Here is a 24747-nt window from a genome sequence, read left to right as displayed (position 1 = left end):
GCGTCCGCGGGAGCATCGAGGGGTGCTTCCCGTACCTCTTTTGAAAAGCGGGAGCATTTCGGCCTCTGATGTTCACATTCCGCTCATCTGAGTGCGTGAGGTACATTCGCCCGCTGGATGTTCACCCTTTTCGGCAGAGTAAGGGGACATGAGCCTTCGGGAGATCATGTGCCGCACCGCGACGCGTCACCGAGGAAGCGTGTTCGGAGGGCTCCCGCCCCTGCTGCTGCGTGTGCAGGCCTCATCGGGAAGCTGCCGCACGGAGACACGCGGAACCTCATGCGCAGGGGGAGGCACGTGGAAGGCATAACAGCCTTTCACGGTGGTATGGCTCACGAAGATGAACGTCCTTGCCGGTCCCATACCGAGCAGGCCGACGACGGCGGTGGTCGACTTGCCCTGCCTCCTGATGTCGACCAGCCCTTCGGCCGGTTTCATGGGAGGGAAGAGCCGGCCGATCTCCTCGTCCCGCAGACTCCCGTCAGCCGCGGCTCGGGCGAGGCGCTCCCGGTACATCTCGACAGTTTCCCGCAGGTGGGCACGGGCCTCGTCCTCATCACGTCCCGGTTGAGTCGCCACCCGGATCCAGGTGCCCACGACAGCCACCAGGAGCAGAACGCACAGCACCAGACATCCGTTGAACAGACAGCCACCGGTAGTCCCGGTCCGAACGTGCGGTCTTCTCGCCATGGACACAGCTTCCACCGCGATCACAGCACCACACTGACGGCGACTCAGAACCGCAATGACAATGAGCTGCCGTGGTGATCGCCGATGTCGTCACCCTTGTGGGCGTGCGGTCGCGTGAGCCGACGGCATCCAGGGACGGCGGCAGCCCGTTCCCGCCGCCGGCCCGCACAGCACCCCGCATGCCCCCGGACGCCCGTGTGCCCGTTCCGGCGGCGACACGGGCGTCCGGCGCTTCAAGGCGCTTGCCGAGGGCGCCGTCTAGACTCGACCGGCGTCAGACCGTCACGTCCTGGCCAGAACCGTCCGCCCATCGGAAGGGTATTCCGCGTCTTGATACGGATCGATTCAGTCACGAAGCGGTACCCGGACGGAACGGTGGCGGTGGACCGGCTGTCGCTGGACATCCCCGACCGCTCGATCACCGTCCTCGTCGGACCCTCCGGGTGCGGCAAGACCACCACCCTCCGCATGATCAACCGGATGGTCGAACCCACCGAGGGGACGATCCTGCTGGACGGCGAGGACACCCGGCGGCAGCCGGTCACCACCCTGCGCCGGTCCATGGGGTACGTCATCCAGAACGCCGGGCTCTTCCAGCACCGCACGATCGTCGACAACATCGCCACCGTGCCCCGCATGCTCGGCTGGGGCAAGCAGCGGGCCCGGGAGCGGGCGGCGGAGCTGATGGAGCGGGTGGGTCTCGACCCCTCGCTGGCCAAGCGGTACCCCTACCAGCTCTCCGGCGGGCAGCAGCAGCGCGTCGGTGTGGCGCGGGCGCTCGCCGCGGACCCGCCGGTGCTGCTGATGGACGAGCCGTTCTCCGCCGTCGACCCCGTGGTGCGCAAGGGACTGCAGGACGAACTCCTGCGCATCCAGGACGAACTGGGCAAGACCATCGTCTTCGTCACCCACGACATCGACGAGGCGATCAAGCTGGGCACTATGGTTGCCGTCCTGCGCGAGGGCGGCCGGCTCGCCCAGTACGCGCCGCCCGCCGAGCTGCTGTCGAGCCCCGCGGACGGCTTCGTCGAGGACTTCCTCGGCGCCGACCGCGGCATCCGGCGGCTGTCCTTCTTCTCCTCCGACACACTGGAGCTGACCACCGACGCCGTGATCCCGGCCGACGCCGGCGCCGGACGGATCGCCACCACCAAGGCACCCCACCTCCTCGTCACCGACGCAGACGGCCGCCCGCTCGGCTGGGCGGAGCGCGACCAACTGACCGCCGGTGACATCCGCACCGACCGACTGCTGCCGTACGGAAGGCCGTTCGTGCCCGGCACCGACTCCCTGAGGGTCGCCCTCGACTGCGCCGTGCTCTCACCCGTCGGCTGGGCGGTCGCCGTGGACGGCGCGGGCCGGGTGACCGGCGTCGTCTCCCAGCAGACCATCGGCGAGGCCATCCGCGGCGCCCACCGCGAGAGCCGGCCGGACACGGACAAGGCCGGAGTCGCCAAGTGACCGGCTTCTTCGACATCCCCAGCGACCTCCAGCACAGCTGGGCCGGGCTGATCGGCCTGCACATGAGGGAGGCCCTGCTGCCGGTGGCCGCCGGGCTGTTCCTCGCGCTGCCGGTCGCGCAACTGTGCGGGCGCTTCCGCTGGCTCTACCCGCCCGTGCTGGGCCTGACGACCGTGCTGTACGCCGTCCCCTCCCTGGCGTTCTTCGTCGTCCTCATCGACTACACCGGCCAGACCGAACTCACCGTGATGATCCCGCTGGCCCTGTACAGCCTGGTCGTCCTGGTCCCGGCCCTCGTCGACGGCGTGCGCTCGGTGCCGGACGAGACCCTCGCCGCGGCCACCGCCATGGGCTTCGGCCCCGTACGCCGCTACCTCCAGGTGCAGTTGCCCATCGCCGCGCCTGCCGTCATCGCCGGACTCCGGGTCGCCACCGCGTCCAGCATCTCCCTGGTCAGCGTCGGCGCCCTGATCGGCAACCAGGGTGCCCTCGGCAACCTGCTCGCCGCCGCGCAGAAGTACGACCGGCCCGAACTCGCGGTGAACGCCGTGGTCACGATGGCCGTCCTGGCGATCCTCTGCGATGTCCTGCTGGTCGGGCTGCGGATGCTGCTGACGCCGTGGATGCCGCGCGGCGGAACCCGTACGAAACCCGTCGCACGGCGGGCGGAGATCACCCCGGAGGGCGCGGTCCGGTGAACGTCCTCGACTTCGTCAACGCCTTCTTCAGCGACAGCGCCCACTGGCACGGCTACGACGGCATCCCGCAGCGCTTCTGGGAACACCTCCAGTACTCCCTGCTGGCCCTCGCCGTCGCCGCCGCCATCGGGCTGCCCGTCGGCCTGCTGACCGGCCACACCGGACGCGGCGGCAACGCGCTCGCCTTCGTCGCCAACGCCGCCCGCGCGCTGCCCAGTTTCGGCCTGCTGGTCCTCGCCGTCCTGCTGATCGGGTTCGGCCTGCTGCCCGTGATGATCCCGCTGGTCGTGCTGGCCGTCCCGCCGATCCTGGTGACCACCTACGAGGCGGTCCGCTCCGTCGACCCCGCCCCCGTGGACGCCGCGCGGGGCATGGGCATGCACGAGTCGCGGGTCCTCTTCCAGGTCGAGGTGCCCGTGGCGCTCCCGCTGATCCTCAGCGGACTGCGCTCCGCCGCCATCCAGATCGTGTCGACGGCCACCATCGCCGCGTACGTCAGTCTCGGCGGACTCGGCCGGTACATCATCGACGGGCTCTACCAGCGCGACTACGAGAAGGTGGTCGGCGGCGCCACCCTGGTGGCGGTCCTGGCGCTGCTCACCCTCGCCGTGTTCTGGGCGGCGGGACGACTGGTCGTGTCGCCCGGGGTGCGCAGGCGCTGATGTTCGATCAGATGTACGACAAACGTGACCCGGACGTCCTTGACTCGCCGTGCGTGGCTGGATTGGATCGGCGAATGACTTTCACCGCGAAAAGCAGCAGGTCCAGGACGAGGCACACCGGCGCGGCGGCCGTCGCGCTCACCGCCGTGGCGGCGCTGCTCGCGGGCTGTTCCTCCTCCGACGGCACCTCCGACAACCCCCTCGACGGGGAGAAGGCCGAAGCCGGCACCGTCGTCGTCGGCTCGAACAACTTCGCCGAGTCCACCCTGCTCGCCGACATCTACGGCGAGGCGCTCCGCGCCAAGGGCCTCAAGGTCGACTACAAGCACAACATCGGCAGCCGTGAGACGACGTACGGCCTGATGAAGAACGGCTCGATCACCGTCCTGCCGGAGTACAACGGCTCCCTCCTCGCCTACCTCGACCCGAAGGCCGGGCAGGAGTCGGCGGAGGCGGTGAACGAGGCCGCCAAGGCCAAGCTGGACAAGTCCCTGACGCTGCTGGAGTCCTCGCCCGCCGAGGACAAGGACTCGGTCAGCGTCAACGCGGCGACGGCGAAGAAGTACGGCCTCACCGACGGGTCGACCCTCGCCGACCTCAAGGAGGCCGCGCCGGAGCTGGTGATCGGCGGCTCGCCCGAGTTCCAGACCCGGCAGCAGGGGCTGAAGGGCCTGGAGACCGTCTACGGACTGAAGTTCAAGTCGTTCAAGGCGCTCGACGCGGGCGGCCCGCTCACCCAGGCGGCCCTCACCCAGAACGAGGTCCAGGCCGCCGACGTCTTCACCACCGACCCGACCATCGTCAAGGAGAAGTTCGTCGTCCTGAAGGACCCCGAGAACCTCTTCGGCTTCGCCAACGTCACCCCGCTGGTGCGCAAGGAAGAGCTGCCGGAGGAGGGCGTGGAGGCGCTGAACGCGGTCTCCGCGAAGCTGGACACCGAGACCCTCCTCGACCTCGACGCCCAGGTGCAGCTGGAGAAGAAGGACCCGCTGGACGTGGCGAAGGCCTGGCTGAAGTCGGCCGGCCTGGACTGACCCCGCACGGGGGTGCGGCCCGCCGGCCTGGACTGACCCGCCCGGGGGTGCGGCCCGTCGGCCGCACCCCACCGGCGGTTCACCCCGCCGGCGCCGCCTCCGCGATCAGCAGGTCGATCAGCGCGACCAGCACGTCCCGGCACGACTCCCGCTCCCGCGCATCGCACAGCAGCACGGGCACGCCGTCCGGCAGCGCCAGCGCGTCCCGGATGTCCTCCACCGGGTACGGGTGCTCCCCGTGGAAGCCGTTGACGGCGATCACGAACGGGATGCCCCGGTTCTCGAAGAAGTCGATCGCGGCGAAACTGGTCTTGGGCCGGCGCACGTCCACCAGGACCACCGCGCCCAGCGCGCCGACGGCCAGGTCGTTCCACATGAACCAGAACCGCTGCTGGCCCGGCGTGCCGAAGAGGTACAGCACGAGATCGTCCGAGACGCTGATCCGGCCGAAGTCCAGCGCGACCGTGGTGGCACGTTTCTCCTCGACGCCGTTCAGGTCGTCGACGTCCAGGCCCGCCATGGTCAGCGGCTCCTCGGTGCGCAGCGGGGCGATCTCGCTGACCGAGCCGACCATGGTCGTCTTGCCCACGCCGAAACCACCGGCGATCAGGATCTTGACCGTGTCGGGTACCGAACGTCCGGCGGACGCCCGCGCGGTGGTGTCAGAGCCGGCCAAGGCCCTCCCTCACTTTCTGCAGCAGATCCAGGTCCACCGTGGTCCGGTCGACGGGGTGCGGCGGGCGGACGGTGATCCGCCCCGCCTCCAGCAGGTCGCACAGCATGATGACGACCACGCTCATGGGCAGGTCGAGACGCGCGGCGAGCTCGGCGACCGCCACCGGCTCGGCGCACAGCCGCAGGATCCGGGAGTGCTCGGGCTGCGGCCGGGCCGCCCCCTCGGGCTGCGGATCCACCGCCGTCACCGTCGTGATGAGCGTGAAGTCGGCACGGCTGGGCCGGGTCCGGCCACCGGTCAGGGTGAACGGCCGTACGAGCCGGCCCGCCGAGTCGCTTCCGCCCACCTCACACGCCGGGGTCGACGGCCGGCCCCGCGATGTCCCGCGGGGCCGCGCTGAGATGCTCGCCGATCTTCTTCACCAGCATGTTCATCTGGTACGCCACCACGCCGACGTCCGCGCCCGGACCGGTCAGCACCACCAGATGGGCGCCGGGACCGGCCGAGGTGAGGATCAGGTAGCTGTGCGCCATCTCGATGAGCGCCTGGCGCACCGGGCCGCCGCGGAAGTCCATGCTGACGCCCTTGCTGAGGCTCATCAGCCCGGACGCGGTCGCCGCCAGGCGTTCCGCGTCGTCCCGCAGGAAGCCGGTGGACTTGCTCACCACCAGTCCGTCCTCGGAGAGCACCACGGCCTGGTTCACGTCGGCGACCCGTTCGACGAGTCCGGTCAGCAGCTGGTCCAGCTGGGTGTGGGTGGCGGGTACGGGGCGTGTCATGACGGTGTTCCTTTGTAAGCGGTCGGCGGTCAGCGGTCGGTGGGCGAAGTCGGGAGCTCGGCGGGAGCGGCGGACACGTGCGCCTCGTCCGGCGGCCCGGCCTCGTCGGTGCCGTCGTCGTCCCGCGCCTGGGACGTGCCGCGCTGGAAGCCGGCGAGGGAGGAGGCGGCGTGTTCCGCGGTGAAGTCGCCGGAGTCGTCCCCGGCGTCCGGGACGGCCCCCTCGCGGAGTTCGGCGGCCAGGCTGGTCTGCGGCACCCGGCGGGGGAGCGGGGTGAGCCCGTCCCGGCGGGGCGCGGGCACCGGCACGGCCGGTGCGGGGGCGGGCCGGACGGCGGCCGCCGTCCGGGGCGCCGCGGTCTGCTTCGCACCGACGGCCACGGGTTCCTCGCGCCGGCCGTCAGCCCGGGGCGCCGTGGCCTGCTCCGCAGCGACGGCCACGGGCTTCTCGCGCCGGCCGTCCGCCCGGTCCCGTACGGCCTCGGCGCGCGTCTCCCGCCGGTCACCGCCGGACGGCACGTCACGCACCACGATCTCGTGCGGAATCAGCACGATCGCCGTCGTCCCGCCGTACGGCGAGGGACGCAGGGTCACGGAGACGCCGTGCCGGTGCGCGAGCTGGGAGATCACGAACATGCCGAGCCGGAGGTCGTCGGCGAGCGCCACCACGTCGAACTGCGCGGCCTTGGCCAACTGGGCGTTCAGAGAGGCGTAGTCGTCGTCCGACATGCCGAGGCCACGGTCCTCGATCTCGACCGCGAGGCCCTTGGCCACCACCGTCGCCCGCACCGTGACGGGGCTCGGCGCCGGCGAGTACACCGTCGCGTTGTCGATCAGCTCGGCCAGCAGGTGGATGACGTCGGCCACCGCGGGCGGGGCGAGCGACACCTCCTCCTCGGTGAGCACCTCCACCCGCTGGTACTCGGCGACCTCCCCGACGGCGCTGCGCACGATGTCGATCAGCGCGACCGGCTCGCTCCAGGTACGGCCGGGACGCTCACCGCTGACGATGACCAGGTTCTCCTCGTACCGGCGCAACTGGCTGGCCGTGGAGTCCAGTTCGTACAGGCCCTTGAGGACCTCGGGGTCGGTGTGCCGGCGCTCCAGCGCGTCGAGCTTGCTGAGCTGGAGGTTGACCAGGTTCTGGCTCTGCCGCGCGATGCCGAGGATGACCTTCTGGAAACCGCGCCGGGCGTCGGCGAGTTCGACCGCGGTGTGCACGGCGGTGCGCTGCGCGGTGTTGAACGCGCTCGCGACCTGCCCCAGTTCGTCGTCGCCGTAGTCCAGCGGGGTCGTCGCCGACTCCGGGTCGACCTTCTCGCCCCGCTCCAGCCGGGCCACCACGTCGGGCAGCCGCTCCTCGGCCAGGCCGAGGGTGGCCATGCGCAGCCCGCGCAGCCGGCGGGACAGCGAGCGGGTGATGCGCCAGGACAGGCCGACGCACAGCAGCAGCGCGAGCAGTCCGGCGGCGCTCAGGGAGGCGGCCGTGATCAGCAGGCTGCGGGCCTCGTCGGCGCTGCGGACGAGCAGCGCGTCGGTCTGCTGCCGGATCATGGCGGCGTACTGCGGGGAGACCCGGTCCATGGCCTCGTCCCACCGCTCCCGCAGGTCGGGCAGTTCGACGGTGTGCTTCTCGCCCGTGGGCGCGGTCGACAGCACCTGGTCCTCGACCGCCAGCAGGGCGCGCCACTCGGCGCTCTGCAGGATCCGCTCGGTCTGGGTCTTGGTCTCGCCGCGCAGGGAGGGCACGATCTGGTCGTTGACCAGCCAGCTGCGGGTGTGCACCAGCTCCGCGAACCTGCTCCAGTTCTCCGCGTCGAGCTCTCCGCCGGACCAGGCGAGGGTGAGCAGCGCGTCCTCCTCGGAGACCAGTTCCGCGACGTGCTCCAGCGAGATCAGCGGTTCGGCCTCCGAGGTCAGGTCCCCGTCGTCGACCTGGGAGAGTTCCTGGAAGGCGTGGATCTGGTCGTCGATGATCGAGGTGTACTGCTCGAGTGCCTCCTCGGCGGTGATGTCGCCGGGGTTGTCTATCTGGTCCCGGTAGTACTCCAGGCTGCCCACCGAGCCGAGCACCCCGTACATGCGGTCCGAGATGCGTGCCGGTGCCTCGGCGATCGCGTCCGCCTGGCCGACCAGCTTCGCCACCGCCTCGTCGGTCTTCTCGCGTTGCGCGTCGAGGGCGGTCCGGGGGCTCTCCGGCGCGGTCAGCCACGCGGCGGTCAGCCTGCGCTCCTGCTGCAGCGCGAGCGCGGCGTGCGTGCCCATCGCGCCGGTCGACCGGCTCAGTTCCGTCTGGGAACGCAGTTGCAGTCCCTCGGAGAACATCTGGATCGTCGTCAGGCCCCACATGCCGGCGAGGGTGACACTGGGCACCAGGGCGAGGAGGAACAGCGAGAGACGTATGGAGCCGATACGGCGCCGGGCACCTGTCCGTGGAGACATCGTGGTCCTAGAGCGGTCGGATGGTGGAGGAAGTACGCACGGGCCGGCCCGTCAGCGGGTTCCGTCGGCGGCGAACCCGGCGACCGAGGCGGCGTTGGCCTTGGTGACGAACGCCGGTCCGGTGAGCACGGGCGCGACCCCGCCGCCGCTGACGTTGCCGTTGGTCCGGTACAGCCACAGCGCGTCCACGGCGAGATAGCCCTGCAGATAGGGCTGCTGGTCGACGGCGAACTGGACGTTGCCGCCGCGCACGGCTTCCACCAGGTCGCCGTTGAGGTCGAAGGTGGCGACGTCGGCGTCGCTGTCCGCCTCCGCGGCGGCGTCGACCGCGGTGAGCGCGAAGTCCGCCCCGTTGGTGATCACCTCGTCGATGGTCGGGTCCTGCCGCAGCCGGGCGGCGATGATGCCGGAGACGGCGCGCATGTCGGTGCCGTCCACGTAGAGGTTCTCGGTGATCCCGCCGAACGTCTTCCGCACGCCGGCGCAGCGGGCCTCCAGGGCAACGTTGCCACGCTCGTGGACGACGCACAGGGCGTGCTCGGCCTTCAGATCGTCCAGCTTGTCGCCGACGGCCCGGCCCGCCACGCTCTCGTCCTGGCCGAAGAACCCCAGCAGCCCCGCCGACTTCCAGGCGTCGATACCGGAGTTGAGCCCGACCACGGGGATGTCCGCGGCCCGTGCCTCGTTGACCGGGCCCTTCATGGCCGCCGGCTTGGCCAGCGTCAGCGCGATGCCGTCGACACCGTCGCGGACCGCCTCGCGGACCAGGTCGGCCTGTCCCGCGGGGTCCGGGTCGCTCAGGTACGTCAGCTCGATGCCGGCCTTGGCGGCCGCCGCCTCGGCCCCCTTCTTCACCCGGTCCCAGAACGCGTCGCCCTCGCTGCCGTGGGTGACCATCGCGACCTTGATCCGTCCGGCGCCGGAGGTGCCCACGCCGTCGGAGTCCGAGGAGTCGTCGGCCGAGCCGAAGGCGGAGCAGCCGGTCGCCAGCAGACCGACGGCGGCTGCCAGAGCTGCCAGACGGCGTCTCGTGAGGCGTGGGGACGGGGGACGAGTGTTCATGGAGAGTGCGGACCTCGCTGTGCGGCCGAGCAAGAGCAGGGGAGAGCACGGACGGAACCGCACGGGTGTGCGTACTCCGACCGGGTGACTCTCGCTGGGCCGGAGCCAACCCTGTGGAACCACTGGTCGTCAAGTGAACAGCCACGTGAAGTGAGGTGATGCTGCCGCATTGTGATGAACCGTAAGTGTGGTACGGCCGTTGTCCGCCGCCGAACCGCCTGGACGGTACGGAGCGGCTCCGGTCCCTCTCGCGGACGCCCGCCGTTCAGCGCCGGCGCAGCCGCAGGGCCGGCGCGGCGCCACCGGTGAGCACCAGGACGGCGGCGGCACCGCCCGCGAGCAGCGGGGCGGAGGGGCCGGAGGGGGCGGCGGTGGTGGTGTGCGGGGCGAGGGTGGCGGCGGTCGTGGCGACACGGGGCGTCGGGGTGCTCGCCGTCCGGGGGCGTGGAGACGGTGGCGGAGGCGCCACGCTCTTCCGTGCCGATCGCGCCGGACTCTCCCGTGCCGGTTCCGCCGGCTTCTCCTTCTCCGGGAACACCACGTCCGAGCACGAGTAGTACGTGTCCGGGGTGCTGCTGTTCTCCCACACCGTGTACAGCACATGACGTCCCGTCCGGTCCGACGGCAGGGTCGCCCGGAACCGGTGGGCGCCGTCCGTCAGCGCCGGATCCGTCACCTCGGCGAACGGCTTCTCGGGCAGGTCGGCCCAGGTGAGCGGCCTCGCCGGGTCGTAGCCGGGCTCCGTCAGATACATCCGGAACGTGCCGGTGTGCGGGATCGTCGAGACGTACGTCATCGGCAGCGCCCCACCGGGTCCCACCCGGGTCGCCGGCCAGTCCGTACGGGCCAGGTCGAGCCCCCGGTAGGCGGGCGGACCCCCGCTGCACAAAACCTGCCGGGGATCCGCTGCCCGTCCCTGCCGCCGATGTTCGCCATCCGCAGGTTGTCCCACGCCTTGAACCCTCCCCCAGCTGAAGCAAGGGGATTCCTGACTCACGTCGCCCATGGGCCCAGCGGGCCATTAGGTCTTACACGATCAACATCAGCCGGGTTGGAACCAGCCCAATTGTGTACTGCAAGCAACTGAGTTGCTGTGCCAGCTTGGCTCTCGCTCAGCACATTGGTGATCGTATCAGCCGTTTCGTGGGCGGTTTTCCTCTTTTGGGGCAGGAACCCGTTTCATGCGCTGCTCCGCAGGAGTCCGACAGTACGGAAGAAGCGCCTGGCGCGTTCATCTCCGAGGCGATGCGGGCATAGCGGTCCGTTCCTGGTCAACCGCCTTTCGGCGAGGGGGGTGTCCCGGCCGGATCGAGGGTTTCCCCCGTATCCGGGCGGCCCGCGCGCTGCCTATCGTTCGACCGCAGTCGGCCCGCCGGTGACCCCGGACGGACCGCTGCTCGCGCCCGGCCGGCCGATTCGCCGCACCTCGATTCACCCCACGCTGCTTCGACGACGAGACGTCAAGACGACGAGACGCCAAGACGACGAAGCGAATCGATTCTCCTCCCCACACTCCGCGTTGCCCGGAGTACCGGCACGAAAGGCACCCCCCTTGCGCACCTCATCGAGCACTTCCCGCGGCTCCTCCCCGAGACGGAAGCTGATATCCGTCGCCGCTCTCTCCGTCGCCCTGCTGACGACCGCCTCCGCCCAGGCCGCGGTCGCCCAGGACGCCCCCTCCGGCGCGCCGGCCGTCCCCACGGCCCGCACCGAGGCCGCCCCGGGCACCCCGGCCGAGCGGCTCATCGTCGGCTACAAGTCCGGTGCCGCCGAGGCGAAGTCGGACAAGGCCGCCGCCGCGGACGCCGCGGCCAAGGGCGAGAAGGCCGGCGAGGACGTCGGCTTCCGGCGCCGCCTCGGTACCGGCGCCGCCCTCGTCGACCTGGGCGCGAAGCCCACCACGGCGGACGTCGCCGACGTCGTCGCCGAGTACCGGGCCGACCCGCAGGTCGCCTATGTCGTACCGGACCGCCTCAACAAGCCGCTGGCCACCCCGAACGACACCGAGTACGGCAGGCAGTGGGACCTGTTCGAGTCCACCGCCGGCATGCGCGTACCGGGTGCCTGGGACCTCACCACCGGCAGCGGTGTCACCGTCGCCGTCATCGACACCGGGTACGTCACCCACTCCGATCTCGCCGCGAACATCGTCGGCGGTTACGACTTCATCTCCGACACCGCCGTCTCCGTCGACGGCGACGGCCGCGACGGCAACCCGGCCGACCCGGGCGACTGGTACGCGGCCGGCGAGTGCGGCCAGGCCACCGGCGGCAGCTCCTCCTGGCACGGCACCCACGTGGCGGGCACCATCGCCGCGGCCACGAACAACGGCAAGGGCGTCGCCGGCATCGCGTACGGTGCGAAGATCTCCCCGGTGCGGGTGCTCGGCAAGTGCGGCGGCTACGACTCCGACATCATCGACGCCATCACCTGGGCGTCCGGCGGCACCGTCTCCGGCGTGCCCGCCAACGCCGACGTCGCCAAGGTCATCAACATGAGCCTCGGTGGGGGCGGCGCCTGCTCCACCGCCACCCAGAGCGCCATCGACGGCGCCGTCAGCCGGGGCACCACGGTGGTCGTCGCGGCCGGCAACGAGAACCGGAACGCCGCCAACTCCTCCCCGGCCAACTGCGGCAACGTCATCACCGTCGCCGCCACCGACCGCTCCGGCAACCGCGCCTCCTACTCCAACTACGGCACGATCGTGGACATCGCCGCGCCCGGCGGTGAGACCGCGACCGCGGCCAACGGCATCCTGTCCACGCTGAACTCCGGTGCCCGCACCCCGTCGACCGAGAACTACGCCTACTACCAGGGCACCAGCATGGCCACCCCGCACATCGCGGGCCTCGCCGCGCTGATGAAGTCGGCGAACCCCGCCCTCACCCCGGCCCAGGTCGAGTCGGCGATCAAGTCCAACGCCCGTGCGCTGCCCGGCACCTGCTCCGGCGGCTGCGGCGCCGGTCTCGCGGACGCAGCGAAGACCGTCCAGGCGGTCAAGGGCGGTACGTCCACCGGCTCCACGTACGCCAGTACCACCGCCGTCGCCATCCCGGACAACGGCTCGGCGGTCGAGTCCCCGATCACCGTGAGCGGCCGCGGCGGCAACGCGCCGTCCGGCCTCCGGGTGGGCGTGGACATCACCCACACCTACCGCGGTGACCTGGTCGTCGACCTGGTGGCACCGGACGGTTCGGTGTACCGGCTGAAGTCCGCCAGCGGCTCGGACTCCGCGGACGACGTGGTCGCCACCTACACGGTGGACGCCTCCGGCGAGACCGCCGACGGCACCTGGAGGCTGCGGGTGCGGGACACGGCCTCCTACGACACCGGCTGGCTCAACGGCTGGCAGCTGACCTTCTGAGCCGCCCCCGAAAACAGGCGGGCCGGCCGGTGCGGATGGGGCACCGGTCGGCCCGCCGTTCTCTTTTGTCCCCGCACCTGACACACTTAGATACCGGACGTGCCGTTTTCTTTCCGAGATCGAGTTCGTTTTGCCCGATGTGTTCAAGTCCGGTGCGATAACGGCATGGTGAAGATGGGCTCAGGGTGAGCTATCGTGTACCGCGCGTGAAAACAAACAGCATGACCCGTTCCTTTCCGGCTCAGGAGTTCAGGCGATGGCGAGGCAGGTACGCGCCGAGCAGACCCGTGCGACGATCATCACGGCCGCCGCCGAGTTGTTCGACCGGCAGGGCTATGAATCGACCAGTCTCAGCGACATCGTCGAGCACGCCCACGTCACCAAAGGGGCCCTCTACTTCCACTTCGCCGCGAAGGAGGACCTCGCCCACGCCATCCTGGAACTGCAGTCCGCGACCAGCCGCCGGCTGGCCAGGGACACCGAGATCCGGGGGCACACCTCCCTGGAGGCGCTGATGCGCCTCACCTTCGGCATAGCCAGGATGTCGGCCGAGGACCCCGTCCTGCGGGCCGGACTGCGGCTCGCCACCGGCGGCACCCGGCCGCGTCCCCCGCTGAGCCACCCCTTCACCGAGTGGCTGGACATCGTCACGGCCCGGCTCCTCGGGGCCGTCAAGGAGTCCGACGTCCACCCGGACGTCGACATCGACGTCGTGGCGCATTCCCTGGTCTGCTTCTTCGTCGGCACCCGCGTCGTCGGCCGCTCCCATGAATCCGTCGCCCGGCAGCCCCGCCGTACGGCCGAGATGTGGCAGATCCTCATCCGGGGCCTGGTCCCCGTCACCCGGCGCGCCCGCTATCTCAGCCTGGCCGCACGGCTGGAGCGGGAGATCGCCCCGGTGTGACCCGCGACGCGCGACGACCGGCGCGCGTTACGGTGAGCCCCATGTCCGACCACCCCACCGCACCCGTGATCGTCGCCGACGAACCCGGCACCTTCCCCCACAGTGTGCTGGCCGAGCGGCACCCCGCGATCATCCGGCAGGTGCGCGAGGCCTTCCCGTACGAGCCCTGGCAGCACCGCGCGCTCGACGCCCTGCTCGCCGACTGCACCCGGGGCACGATCGAACCCCTCCCCGCCGACGCGCACGACCGGCGGCACTGGGAGACCTGGGGGATGGACACCTACGCCGGCCGCTCCTGGTACGACGTGCCGTGGCTGTGGTCCGAGAGCTGGTTCTACCGCCGGCTGCTGCACGCGGTGGGCTACTTCGCCCCCGGCCCCTGGCAGGGCATCGACCCGTTCCGCCCCGCCAAGCTCGCCGAACTCGACTCGCCCGCCACGGACGAGGAACTGGCCGCGCTCGACGACCTCGCCGGCCGCCCGGAGGAGGAACGGGCCCGCGCCCTGCTGCACGGCTCCCTGTGGGGCAACCGCGCCGACCTCGGCTTCCGGCTGTCCGCCGAGGGAGCCGAGGAGACGGCCGCCGTCCCCGCCCTGGTGGCCGACGACAGCGAACGGCTGTGGCCGCTGCTCGGCACCTCGGGCACGGGCACGCTGTGCCTGGTCGCCGACAACGCGGGCCGTGAACTCGTCCCGGACCTGCTGCTCATCGCCCACCTGCTGGCCCGCGGCCGGATCAGCCGGGCGGTGCTGCACGTCAAGCCGTACCCGTACTACGTCTCCGACGCCACCACCGCCGACGTGATCGACGCGGTGCGCCGGCTCACCGACGCCAAGGGCGCGGCGGCCGAGTACGGCCGCGTCCTGTGGGCCGCGCTCACCGACGGCCGGCTCACCCTCCGCGCCCACCCGTTCTCCTGCGCGCCGCTGCCGTACGCGGACATGCCGGACGGCCTGCGCGCGGACTTCGCCGCCGCCGCGCTCACCGTCGTCAAGGGCGACCTCAACTACCGTCGCCTCGTGGGCGACCGGTACTGGCCCCCGACCACACCCTTCGCCGAGGTCACGGCCTACTTCCCGGGCCCGGTCGCCGCCCTGCGCACCCTGAAGTCCGACGTGATCACCGGACTGACCGCCGGCACCGAGGCGGCACTGGTCGCGGCCGAGGAACAGCGCTGGCGCACCGGCGGCACCCACGCGCTGATCCAGGTCCGGACATAGAGTCCATGACTCCCGTACGGGACACGGTTCACGCGATGGTGTGATCATGTCCGGCCCGGTGGATGCCGCCACCGGGCCACGGGTAGCCCCCGGCCATGACGCAGCCGTTCGAACTCCCGCACTTCTACCTGCCGCATCCCGCGCGGCTCAACCCGCACGTCGAGGAGGCCCGCGCCCACTCGACCGGATGGGCCCGCGAGATGGGCATGCTGGAGGGCAGCGGGGTCTGGGAGCAGGCCGACCTCGACGCGCACGACTACGGCCTGCTCTGCGCCTACACCCATCCCGACTGCGACGGGCCCGCCCTGTCGCTCATCACCGACTGGTACGTGTGGGTCTTCTTCTTCGACGACCACTTCCTGGAGAAGTTCAAACGCACCCAGGACCGCGCCGCCGGCAAGGCCCACCTGGACCGGCTGCCGCTGTTCATGCCGCTCGACCCGGCGGCTCCCGTGCCCGAACCGGAGAACCCGGTCGAGGCGGGCCTCGCCGACCTGTGGGCGCGCACCGTGCCGGTGATGTCCGCCGACTGGCGCCGCCGGTTCGCCCTCGCCACCGAACACCTCCTCAACGAGTCGATGTGGGAGCTGTCCAACATCAACGAGGGGCGCATCGCCAACCCCGTCGAGTACATCGAGATGCGCCGCAAGGTGGGCGGCGCCCCCTGGTCCGCCGGGCTCGTGGAGTACGCCACCGCCGAAGTACCCGCCGCCGTCGCCGGGACCAGGCCGCTGAGGGTGCTGATGGAGACCTTCTCCGACGCCGTGCACCTGCGCAACGACCTGTTCTCCTACCAGCGGGAGGTCGAGGACGAGGGCGAACTCAGCAACGGCGTACTCGTCCTGGAGACCTTCTTCGGCTGCACCACCCAGGAGGCCGCCGACATCGTCAACGATGTCCTCACCTCGCGGCTCCACCAGTTCGAGCACACCGCGTTCACCGAAGTCCCCGCCGTGGCCCTGGAGAAGGGGCTCACCCCGGCCGAGACCGCGGCGATCGGGGCGTACACCAAGGGCCTGCAGGACTGGCAGTCGGGCGGCCACGAATGGCATCTGCGCTCCAGCCGCTACATGAACGAGGGCGTCCGGTCCGCCGCCCCCTGGCAGTCCCTGTCCGGCCCCGGGACGTCCGCCGCCGACGTCGGCGCGCTCCTCGCCGGCGCGGGGGCCGAGCGGCTGCGCTCCTACACCCACGTGCCGTACCGGAAGGTCGGCCCGTCGATCATCCCGGACATCCGCATGCCGTTCCCGCTGGAACTCAGCCCCGCCCTCGACGGGGCGCGGCGGCACCTGCTGGAGTGGTCACGGCGGATGGGCATGCTCGGTGAGGGCGTCTGGGACGAGGACAAGCTGGAGAGCTGCGACCTGCCCCTGTGTGCGGCGGGCCTCGACCCGGACGCCACCCAGGAGCAGCTCGACCTCGCCTCCGGCTGGCTGGCCTTCGGCACCTACGGCGACGACTACTACCCGCTCGTCTACGGCCACCGCCGCGATCTGGCCGCCGCCCGGCTGACCACGGCCCGCCTGTCGGCCTGCATGCCCCTCGACGCCGGGGAGGTCCCGCCGCCCGTCAACGCCATGGAACGGTCCCTGATCGACCTGTGGGCACGCACCACGGCCGGTATGACGCCCGACGAGCGCCGCCCCCTGAAGGCGGCCGTCGACACGATGACCGAGGCCTGGGTGTGGGAGCTGTCCAACCAGATCCAGAACCGCGTCCCGGACCCCGTGGACTACCTGGAGATGCGGCGCGCCACCTTCGGCTCCGACCTCACCCTGGGGCTCTGCCGCGCCGGACACGGGCCGGCGGTGCCGCCGGAGGTCTACCGCAGCGGTCCCGTCCGCTCCCTGGAGAACGCGGCGATCGACTACGCGTGCCTCCTCAACGACATCTTCTCCTACCAGAAGGAGATCGAGTTCGAGGGAGAGATGCACAACGCGGTCCTCGTGGTGCAGAACTTCTTCGGCGTCGACTATCCGACCGCGCTGCCCGTGGTGCAGGACCTGATGAACCAGCGCATGCGCCAGTTCGAGCATGTCGTGGAGCACGAACTGCCCGTCGTGTACGACGACTTCCAGCTGTCGGAGGAAGCGCGGGCGATCATGCGGGGTTATGTGACGGACCTGCGGAACTGGATGGCGGGCATCCTCAACTGGCACCGCAGCGTCGACCGGTACAAGGACGAGTACCTGTCCGGCCGGGTCCACGGCTTCCTCCCGGACCGCTCACCGGCACCGCCGGTCCTCGTCTGACACCCATCCCGTCCTTCCCAGCCTGCACTGCCGTCGGAGGCGAACCATGGAACAGACCGCGTTGCGGCCCAGGCCGATGCCCGGCGGCGGGGGCAGGGGCGGAGGCGGGGGCGGCGACGGATCCGGGGACGGGCCGGACCCCGGACCGCCCGCCCGGCGGCCCGGACGGCGGCGCGGCCGGCGGCTGACGACCGTGCTGCTCGGAGTGCTGGCGGGGGCGGTCCTGGTGCTGTCCGGGGCCGGACTGGGGGCGGTGGGGGCCACGGTCGTCGGCGCGGGCGGGCTCACCGGGCTGAAGCGGCAGACCGGAGCGGCCCCGGCCCCGGCTCCTGCCCCGTCCACGGCACCGCGGTCCGCCCCGTCCGCGCCCGCGGCCACCCGGCTCGGCGTGGAGGTGGCCGACGACAGGAGACCCGGGGCGCTGGTCGTCGCCGTGCACATGCCAGGACCGGGGGCTTCGGCCGGTCTCGTACGCGGCGACGTCCTCCTCGCCTTCGGCGCCACCCGTGTCGACTCGGCCGCCGGCCTGGCACGCGCCGTCGCCCGCGCCCGCCCCGGCGACGAGGTGAGACTGACGGTGCGCCGCCGGGGCGGCGGCTACCAGCAGCTGACGGCCGTCCCCGGCATCGTCACCTGACCACGCGGAGGAGACCGGTGCGCCGGCCCTCGTCGTCCCGTACCCGGAAGGGGAACGCTCGGCCATCGGCCGTGGCGGGGCGCGGGGCGAACACGGCGAACCGGCTCGCGCCGCCCCCGCCCGCCGGGCAGGATGCTGCCCGTAACCCGCTGTCGCCCTGGGAGGCCCCCCGCATGACCGGCGCCGTGCCCGCGTCCTTCACCGCCGACGACTACGAGGCCCGCATGGAGCGTGCGGCGCGGCAGGCCGCCGAGGCCGGGCTCGCCGGACTGCTCGTGGCACCCGGCCCCGACCTGGTGTGGCTCACCGGCTACACCCCCACCGCCGTCACCGAGCGGCTCACCCTGCTGGTCCTGGCGGCCGGCCGGGACCCCGTGCTCGTCGTCCCCACCCTGGAGGCCCCGGACGCCGAGCACGCCCCCGCCGCCTCCGTGCTCACCCTGCGCGACTGGACCGACGGCAAGGACCCCTACGCCGCCACCGCCGCCCTGCTGGACGCGGACGGCAGGTTCGGCATCAGCGACAACGCCTGGGCCATGCACCTGCTCGGCCTGCAGAAGGCGCTGCCCGGCACCTCGTACGCCTCCCTCACCGAGGCCCTGCCGATGCTCCGCGCCGTCAAGGACGCGGCGGAGCTGGAACTCCTGGCCGCCGCCGGGGCCGCGGCGGACGCGGCCTTCGAGGAGATCCGACAGGTCGCCTTCGCCGGCCGCCGGGAGACCGACGTCGCGGCCGATCTGGCCGCCCTGCTGCGCCGGTTCGGCCACTCCCAGGTCGACTTCACGATCGTCGCCTCCGGCCCCAACGGCGCCAACCCGCACCACGAGATCGGCGACCGCGTCATCGAACGCGGCGACATGGTCGTCCTCGACTTCGGCGGCCTCAAGGACGGCTACGGCTCCGACACCTCCCGCACCGTCCACGTCGGCGAACCCACCGACGAGGAGCGCCGGGTGCACGACCTGGTGCGCGAGGCACAGGAGGCGGGCTTCCGCGCGGTGCGGCCCGGGGCCGCCTGCCAGGACGTCGACCGCGCCGCCCGCGCGGTCATCGCCGGCGCCGGGTACGGGGAGTACTTCATCCACCGCACCGGGCACGGCATCGGCGTCACCACGCACGAACCGCCCTACATGATCGAGGGCGAGGAGCGACCGCTCGTCCCCGGCATGTGCTTCTCCGTCGAACCCGGCGTCTATCTGCCCGGCCGGTTCGGCGTGCGCATCGAGGACATCGTGACCGTGACCGAGGACGGCGGCCGGCGGCTGAACAACACCACGCGGGAGATGGTCATAGTGGAATGAACGGCTCCTCCGTCCCCTCCCCGCCTCCCCGAACGGCAACGGCGCGATCATGACCCAGGCACCGACACCCACCGCGGACACCGTCCGCCGACTGGCCCGCTCCCTGCTGCAGGACAGCGGGAAGGGCGGCGGGTCCGGCGGCGCGCAGTCCGCCGCCGGACCCGCCGTCCGGCCCGCCGCCGCGTCCGCCGAGCCCGCCACCTGGTGGGTCGGCACCCGCCATGTGCTGCGCCTCGCCCCGGACCGTGAGGCGAGCGTGCGCCGCCGCCGCGAACTGCGGCTGCGCGACCTCGTCCGCCCGCACGTCCCGGTCGCGCTGCCGTCCGCCGTGGCGCACGGCGAGTGGGCACCCGGACTGTTCTGCAGCCTGGACACCCGGCTGGCCGGCGGGACGGCCGAGGAGCACCGCGTCTCCGCCGTCGGCGAGGCCGACCTGGCCGGGCTGCTCACGGGGCTGCGGGAGGTGCCGGTACGGCAGGCGGAGACACTCGGCGTGCCGCGCGTCCCCCCGCGCTCCCTGGAAACCCTGCGCCGGGCCGCCGGGGAGGCCGCCGGACGGCTCGCCGAGGCCGACGAGTTCGACCCGGACCGGCTGAACCGGCTCACCCCGCCCGCCGCGGTCCAGCTCGCCGCCCAGTCCGGCACGGCCGTCCTCGTCCACCACGCCCTCACCGGCGGGCACCTCGTGGTGAGCGCCGACGGCCGCGTACGGGGCGTCCTGGGCTGGGACGCGGCGGTGGTCGGCGACCCCGCCGAGGACATCGCGGGCCTCGCGCTCGCCGTCGGCGCCCCGGCCGCCGTACGCGCCGCCACCCTCGCCGGTTACGGCGCCCGCCCCTGCCTGCGCGGCCTGTGGCTGGCCCGCTGCGACGCCGTCCGCCACCTCGCCGAGGCCCTCACCGGCCGCACCGCCCCGCCGCCCGCGCTCCGCACCCGTCTGCGGCACGCCTGGGAGCCGATCATGCTGGAAAGGGTGACGGACCTCGACCGCGCGGACGACACGCCGTAGAGGGCCCGCCCGGCGCGATTCCCGGAGGGCCCCGGCCACGACGCGGCCCACCCGCCCCGGCCGCCGGTGAGGTGCTCCGGGACCGCTCGCTTCCCGGACCGGGACCGGGCCGTGCGGCCGGGGCAGGCGTGTCGCGGCCTTCGCGGGCGCCGGGCGGTTCTCAGTCCTGGAGCAGGACGACAGCCGACCGGCCCGGCAGCCGCAGCACCCCGTCCGGGCCCGGGGTCTCCACCGGCTCCCACGCCGCGAGGACGCGCGCGTCGGGGACGCCCAGGGGGATCGCCACCTGCTCGGTGCCGAGGTTCACCGCGACCCGGACGTCCCCCCGCCGGAAGGCCAGCCAGCGGTGCTCCTCGTCGTAGGTCACCTTGGTGTCGCCGAGGTCCGGATCGGTGAGGTCCGGCTGCTCGCGGCGCAGGGCGATCAGACGCCGGTACCAGGACAGCACGCGCGCGTGGGGCTCGCGTTCCGGCTCCGACCAGTCCAGGCAGGAGCGGTCGCGGGTGGCGGGGTCCTGCGGGTCCGGCACGTCCTGCTCGGCCCAGCCGTGCGCCGCGAACTCCCGCCGTCTGCCCGCGCTCACCGCCTTGGCGAGCTCCGGGTCGGTGTGGTCGGTGAAGAACTGCCAGGGCGTGCCCGCCGCCCACTCCTCGCCCATGAACAGCATGGGGGTGAAGGGGGCGGTCAGCGTGAGGGCCGCCGCACAGGCCGGCAGGCCGGGGGAGAGGAGCGCGGCCAGCCGGTCCCCCTGGGCGCGGTTGCCGACCTGGTCGTGGGTCTGGCTGTAGCCGAGGAGCCGGTGCCCGGCCACCCGGTTGCGGTCCAGGGGGCGGCCGTGGTGCCGGCCCCGGAAGCTGGAGTACGTCCCGTCGTGGAAGAAGCCGCCGGTGAGCGTCTTGGCGAGAGCCGCGAACGGGGCCCGCGCGAAGTCGGCGTAGTAGCCCTGCGCCTCGCCGGTCAGCGCGGTGTGCAGGGCGTGGTGGAAGTCGTCGTTCCACTGTGCGTGCAGCCCGAGGCCGCCCTCCGCGCGGGGCTTGATGAGCCGGGGGTCGTTCAGATCCGACTCGGCGATCAGGAACAGGGGCCGGCCGGTGTCGGCGGCGAGGGCGTCCACGGCCCCGGACAGCTCCTCCAGGAAGTGGCACGCGCGCGTGTCCACCAGCGCGTGCACCGCGTCGAGACGCAGCCCGTCGATCCGGTAGTCCCGCAGCCAGGCCAGCGCGCTGTCCACGAGGAACGCGCGCACCTCGTCGGAGCCGGGCGCGTCCAGGTTGACCGCCGCGCCCCACGGGGTGTGATGGGTGTCCGTGAAGTACGGCCCGAACCGCGGCAGGTGGTTCCCGGACGGTCCCAGGTGGTTGTGCACGACGTCCAGGACGACGCCCAGGCCGAGGGAGTGCGCCCGGTCGACGAACCGTTTCAGTCCCTCGGGCCCGCCGTACGGCTCGTGCACCGCCCACAGCGAGACCCCCTCGTACCCCCATCCGTGCCGGCCCGGGAACGGGCACACCGGCATCAGCTCCACATGCGTCACGCCCAGCTCCGCGAGATGGCCGAGCCGCTCGGCGGCGGCGTCGAAGGTGCCCTCGCGCGTGTACGTGCCCACGTGCAGTTCGTACAGCACCGCACCGGGCAGCGGGCGCCCCGGCCACGGTGTGCGCCAGTCGAACCGGTCGTGGTCGACGACGGCGCTCAGGCCGTCGGGACCGTCCGGCTGCCGGCGCGAGCGCGGATCGGGCAGGACGGGGCCGTCGTCGAGTGCGAAGCCGTACCGGGAGCCGTCGTGCGCCTCGGCCTCCCCCCGCCACCACCCCTCCCGCTGCGGATCGCGCTCCAACGCGCGCGTGACGCCGTCGCACTCGAGCGTCACTCGGCCGGCCTGCGGTGCCCACACCTCGAACTGCACGGACGGTTCCCCTTCGTCTGCTCACTGTGAGGTAGCCCGTCCATCGTGCGCCATCGGAGATCAATTCGCCGGGGGATCCGCCCTTTTGCGCCGGGTGTCGCCGGGCACGCCCACGCGTGCGGCCGTTTCCCGCTTTCTGGACAGTCCGGCCGCCACTGACCGACAATCAACGGCGTGACGTCGTCCTTCGAGTTCCACACGTATCCCGCGCGGCTCTCCGACGCGGAGCGCGACAAGGCGCTGAGCGTGCTGCGGGACGGCGTCGCCATGGGCCGCCTGTCCCACGACACGTTCGTCCGGCGCATGGAACTCGCGCTGGTGGCGCGCCGTTCCGACGAACTCGCCGCGCTCATCGCCGACCTCCCGCGGGAAAACCGCTTCTCCCGCCTGGTGTTCGGCAGCGTGGAGGCGGTCTCCGGATTCACCGTGCGGCTGCGCCGGGCCTGGCAGGCCGAGAAGCTCCCCAAGCTGCTGCTGCCGCACCCGGCGAGCGGCCACCCTCTGCGCATAGGCCGCGACCCCGGCAGCGGACTGCGGCTCAGCCACGAGACGGTCTCCCGCGTGCACGCCGAACTCCGCCACCAGGGCGGCCTCTGGGTGCTGCGGGACCTCGGCTCCACCAACGGCACCACGGTGAACGGGCGCCGGGTGGTGGGCGCGGCCGTCGTCCGCGAGGGCGACCAGATCGGCTTCGGACAGATCACCTACCGGCTCGCGACGCACTGACCCCCGGCGGGGCCCCGGCGAAATCCCCACGATCGTCGCGGTGTTGACGTACCCCCGAAGTCGTGACTGACTGTGTGTACGCCATGCACTCCCGGTGAAACGACGGCGCCGCTTCGTGGAGGTGTGCCCTGCCGCCCCTCCCGCACTACCCGACCGTCGACGAACTGGGCGCGCGGGCCGCCGCTCTCGTCGCCCGGCATCCCCGCGACGCCCGGCTGCGCCGGGTCGGTGCCTCCCGCGCGGGCATCCCCCTGTGGCTGCTCAGCGTCGGCCACGGCAGCCGCCAGGCGCTCGTCGTCGCCGGGCCGCACGCCAACGAGCCCGTGGGCGGCGCCACCGTGCTGCGCCTGGCCGAGCGCGCCCTGGCCGACCCCCGGCTCACCGAGGGCGCCGACGCCACCTGGAACCTGCTGCTCTGCCTCGACCCCGACGGGCTGCGCCGCAACGAGCGCTGGCTGACCGGCCCGTACACCCTCGGCCACCACTTCCGGAACTTCTTCCGCCCCGGCTTCCTGGAACAGCCCGAATGGCTGCCCGACGGCGCCGCCGCGCTGCCCGAGACCCGCGCCCTGCTCGCCCTCCAGGACGAACTGCGGCCCTTCCTCCAGTGCTCCCTGCACGGCGTCGACGTCGGCGGCGGCTTCGTCGAGCTCACCCGTGACCTGCCCGGCCTCGACCGGCGGGTCGCGGGCATCGCCGCCCGCCTCGGCGTCCCGCGCGAGCTCGGCGCCTGCGACGCCCTGTACTGGCCCGGACTCGGCCCCGCCGTCTACCGCATCCCGCCCCCGCGCCGCCGCGACCTCGCCGCCGCCATCACCGAGGCCGCCGTGGAGTCGACGTGGTTCCACCCGCACCGGCACGGCACCGTCACCGCGGTCGTCGAGGCACCCATGTGGGGGGTGGCGGCCGTCGGGGACGACTCCCCGCACGCCGACGCGGAGGCGGAACTGCGGTCCGTCAGCCACACCCTGCGCCAGGACATCCGGCTGCTGGCCGGCCTGGCGGCCCGCGTACGGCCGTACCTCGCCGGCGTCCCCGACGCGGCGCGGCTGCTCGGCCCGGTCGACGACTGCCTCCTGGTCTGCCCGGGGCTCGCCGACGCGTGGGACCCCGACTGCGGGAACGATTCTGCTCGTCCGCTGCCGCCCATGACCACGGCACACCTCGCCGCGCTGCGCCTCTCCGGGCGGCGGCTGGCCGTACGCACCGCCGGCCTGCTGCACCAGCTGGTGACACGCGCCGGGCGCGACCCGGCCGGGGCACTGCCGGAGCTGGACCGGCTCATCGACGCGCGGTGCGCCGACTTCCGGGAGGTGTCCGGGGCGCGCTGGATCGCGGTCGCGCGGCAGGCCGAGTACCAGGCGCGGGTCGTCCTCGCCACGTTCGAGCTGGCCGGCCGCGGAGCCTTCCGTTCGGGTGAGCCGGGGTGGGGTCCGGACACCGTCGTGCCGATGCATCGGGAATGACGCACATCTCACTGAGAACGGTACGGGCGGGACTGCTCGCCGCCCTCGTCCTGCTGACGTGCACGGCGCCCGCGCGAGCGGACGGCGGACACTCCGGCGAGGACAACTGGCTGAGGCTCACGGTCACGCACGGGGAGGCGCCGCCCACCGCGGAGAACGGCACCATGCTGCGGTGCGACCCGCCCCGGGGCCACCGGCACGCCACCGAGGCCTGCGCGGAGCTGACGGCGGCGGACGGCCGCATCGCCGACATCCCGCCGAGGGAGGACGTCGTCTGCCCGATGGTCTACGCACCGGTCACCGCCCACGCCGAGGGAATGTGGCGAGGCCGCTCCGTCGACTACACGGAGACCTTCCCGAACGCCTGCACGATGACAGCCCGGACAGGCTCGGTCTTCGCCCTCGCATGACCGTGGGCCCCTGCTCCCGCGGGCAGTCGTGCCTCCCCGCCGTGTCTCG

21 protein-coding genes and 1 pseudogene are annotated in these 24747 nt (G+C 72.4%); 15 read left to right on the top strand and 7 right to left on the bottom strand.

Annotation, left to right across the window (positions count from 1 at the left end):
- Positions 1–327 precede the first annotated feature (327 nt).
- From IH50_RS41635 to IH50_RS0114935, 5 genes are all read left to right on the top strand, one after another.
- Entirely contained in the window at positions 328–768 is a 441-nt protein-coding gene (locus IH50_RS41635; RefSeq protein WP_158801226.1) for a hypothetical protein, read from the top strand.
- A gap of 252 nt (positions 769–1020) precedes the next feature.
- On the top strand, positions 1021–2151 hold the full coding sequence (locus tag IH50_RS0114950; protein ID WP_030861389.1) for an ABC transporter ATP-binding protein: 1131 nt from the start codon (positions 1021–1023) through the stop codon (positions 2149–2151).
- On the top strand, positions 2148–2849 hold the full coding sequence (locus tag IH50_RS0114945; RefSeq protein ID WP_030861387.1) for an ABC transporter permease: 702 nt from the start codon (positions 2148–2150) through the stop codon (positions 2847–2849). The genes IH50_RS0114950 and IH50_RS0114945 overlap by 4 nt, the downstream gene beginning before the upstream one ends.
- The gene (locus IH50_RS0114940; RefSeq protein ID WP_030861385.1) at positions 2846–3511 is read left to right on the top strand and encodes an ABC transporter permease; all 666 of its coding nucleotides are present in this window, start codon (positions 2846–2848) and stop codon (positions 3509–3511) included. Before IH50_RS0114945 ends, IH50_RS0114940 begins: the two co-directional genes overlap by 4 nt.
- A gap of 74 nt (positions 3512–3585) precedes the next feature.
- Positions 3586–4545: an ABC transporter substrate-binding protein gene (locus IH50_RS0114935; RefSeq protein WP_030861383.1), complete on the top strand. Its 960-nt coding sequence runs from the start codon at positions 3586–3588 to the stop codon at positions 4543–4545.
- A 79-nt stretch (positions 4546–4624) separates the two neighbouring features.
- Here IH50_RS0114935 and IH50_RS0114930 read toward each other — a convergent pair whose 3' ends face one another.
- The 6 genes and pseudogenes from IH50_RS0114930 to IH50_RS37685 form a co-directional block, all read right to left on the bottom strand.
- On the bottom strand, positions 4625–5221 hold the full coding sequence (locus IH50_RS0114930) for a GTP-binding protein (RefSeq protein ID WP_030861381.1): 597 nt from the start codon (positions 5219–5221) through the stop codon (positions 4625–4627).
- Positions 5208–5567, bottom strand: a complete 360-nt coding sequence (locus IH50_RS0114925; RefSeq protein WP_030861379.1) for a DUF742 domain-containing protein — start codon at positions 5565–5567, stop codon at positions 5208–5210. The genes IH50_RS0114930 and IH50_RS0114925 overlap by 14 nt, the downstream gene beginning before the upstream one ends.
- Position 5568: 1 nt before the next feature.
- Positions 5569–6000, bottom strand: a complete 432-nt coding sequence (locus IH50_RS0114920; protein WP_030861377.1) for a roadblock/LC7 domain-containing protein — start codon at positions 5998–6000, stop codon at positions 5569–5571.
- 29 nt (positions 6001–6029) lie between these two features.
- The gene (locus IH50_RS0114915) at positions 6030–8441 is read right to left on the bottom strand and encodes a nitrate- and nitrite sensing domain-containing protein (protein WP_037872420.1); all 2412 of its coding nucleotides are present in this window, start codon (positions 8439–8441) and stop codon (positions 6030–6032) included.
- Between the two features lie 51 nt (positions 8442–8492).
- Entirely contained in the window at positions 8493–9503 is a 1011-nt protein-coding gene (locus IH50_RS0114910) for a substrate-binding domain-containing protein (RefSeq protein ID WP_030861372.1), read from the bottom strand.
- Between the two features lie 265 nt (positions 9504–9768).
- Positions 9769–10466: pseudogene (locus tag IH50_RS37685) on the bottom strand (lytic polysaccharide monooxygenase); the annotation flags it as partial.
- Positions 10467–11055: 589 nt separating this feature from the next.
- Here IH50_RS37685 and IH50_RS0114900 point away from each other — a divergent pair.
- The 7 genes from IH50_RS0114900 to IH50_RS0114865 all read left to right on the top strand — a co-directional run bounded on the left by IH50_RS0114900 (position 11056) and on the right by IH50_RS0114865 (position 20190).
- Positions 11056–12867, top strand: a complete 1812-nt coding sequence (locus tag IH50_RS0114900) for a S8 family peptidase (protein ID WP_030861370.1) — start codon at positions 11056–11058, stop codon at positions 12865–12867.
- A gap of 256 nt (positions 12868–13123) precedes the next feature.
- The gene (locus IH50_RS0114895; protein ID WP_030861367.1) at positions 13124–13771 is read left to right on the top strand and encodes a ScbR family autoregulator-binding transcription factor; all 648 of its coding nucleotides are present in this window, start codon (positions 13124–13126) and stop codon (positions 13769–13771) included.
- A gap of 41 nt (positions 13772–13812) precedes the next feature.
- Positions 13813–14991 (top strand): damage-control phosphatase ARMT1 family protein, encoded by a 1179-nt coding sequence (locus tag IH50_RS0114890; RefSeq protein WP_030861365.1) that lies wholly within the window; start codon positions 13813–13815, stop codon positions 14989–14991.
- Between the two features lie 95 nt (positions 14992–15086).
- Positions 15087–17243, top strand: a complete 2157-nt coding sequence (cyc2, locus tag IH50_RS0114885; protein ID WP_030861363.1) for a germacradienol/geosmin synthase Cyc2 — start codon at positions 15087–15089, stop codon at positions 17241–17243.
- A 46-nt stretch (positions 17244–17289) separates the two neighbouring features.
- A complete protein-coding gene (locus IH50_RS0114880) occupies positions 17290–17880 on the top strand; it encodes a PDZ domain-containing protein (protein WP_030861361.1) in 591 nt (196 codons plus the stop codon).
- A 173-nt stretch (positions 17881–18053) separates the two neighbouring features.
- Entirely contained in the window at positions 18054–19181 is a 1128-nt protein-coding gene (locus IH50_RS0114870) for an aminopeptidase P family protein (protein WP_030861355.1), read from the top strand.
- A 49-nt stretch (positions 19182–19230) separates the two neighbouring features.
- Positions 19231–20190 carry an aminoglycoside phosphotransferase family protein gene (locus IH50_RS0114865; protein WP_030861354.1) on the top strand — a complete coding sequence of 320 codons (960 nt, stop codon included), beginning with the start codon at positions 19231–19233 and terminating at the stop codon, positions 20188–20190.
- Between the two features lie 160 nt (positions 20191–20350).
- Here IH50_RS0114865 and treZ read toward each other — a convergent pair whose 3' ends face one another.
- On the bottom strand, positions 20351–22096 hold the full coding sequence (gene treZ / locus IH50_RS0114860; RefSeq protein ID WP_030861352.1) for a malto-oligosyltrehalose trehalohydrolase: 1746 nt from the start codon (positions 22094–22096) through the stop codon (positions 20351–20353).
- A gap of 174 nt (positions 22097–22270) precedes the next feature.
- Between treZ and IH50_RS0114855 the strand changes: the two genes are divergently transcribed.
- The 3 genes from IH50_RS0114855 to IH50_RS0114845 all read left to right on the top strand — a co-directional run bounded on the left by IH50_RS0114855 (position 22271) and on the right by IH50_RS0114845 (position 24698).
- Positions 22271–22822: a DUF1707 and FHA domain-containing protein gene (locus IH50_RS0114855; RefSeq protein ID WP_030861351.1), complete on the top strand. Its 552-nt coding sequence runs from the start codon at positions 22271–22273 to the stop codon at positions 22820–22822.
- A 128-nt stretch (positions 22823–22950) separates the two neighbouring features.
- A complete protein-coding gene (locus IH50_RS0114850) occupies positions 22951–24288 on the top strand; it encodes a M14 family zinc carboxypeptidase (protein WP_030861349.1) in 1338 nt (445 codons plus the stop codon).
- A complete protein-coding gene (locus IH50_RS0114845) occupies positions 24285–24698 on the top strand; it encodes an SSI family serine proteinase inhibitor (RefSeq protein WP_030861347.1) in 414 nt (137 codons plus the stop codon). Before IH50_RS0114850 ends, IH50_RS0114845 begins: the two co-directional genes overlap by 4 nt.
- Positions 24699–24747: the final 49 nt, after the last annotated feature.

The sequence above is a fragment of the Streptomyces sp. NRRL S-37 genome (assembly GCF_000721605.1).
Taxonomy (GTDB): Bacteria; Actinomycetota; Actinomycetes; order Streptomycetales; family Streptomycetaceae; genus Streptomyces.
Note: the sequence above shows the minus strand (reverse complement) of the source record. Positions and strands in the feature narration are given on the sequence as shown.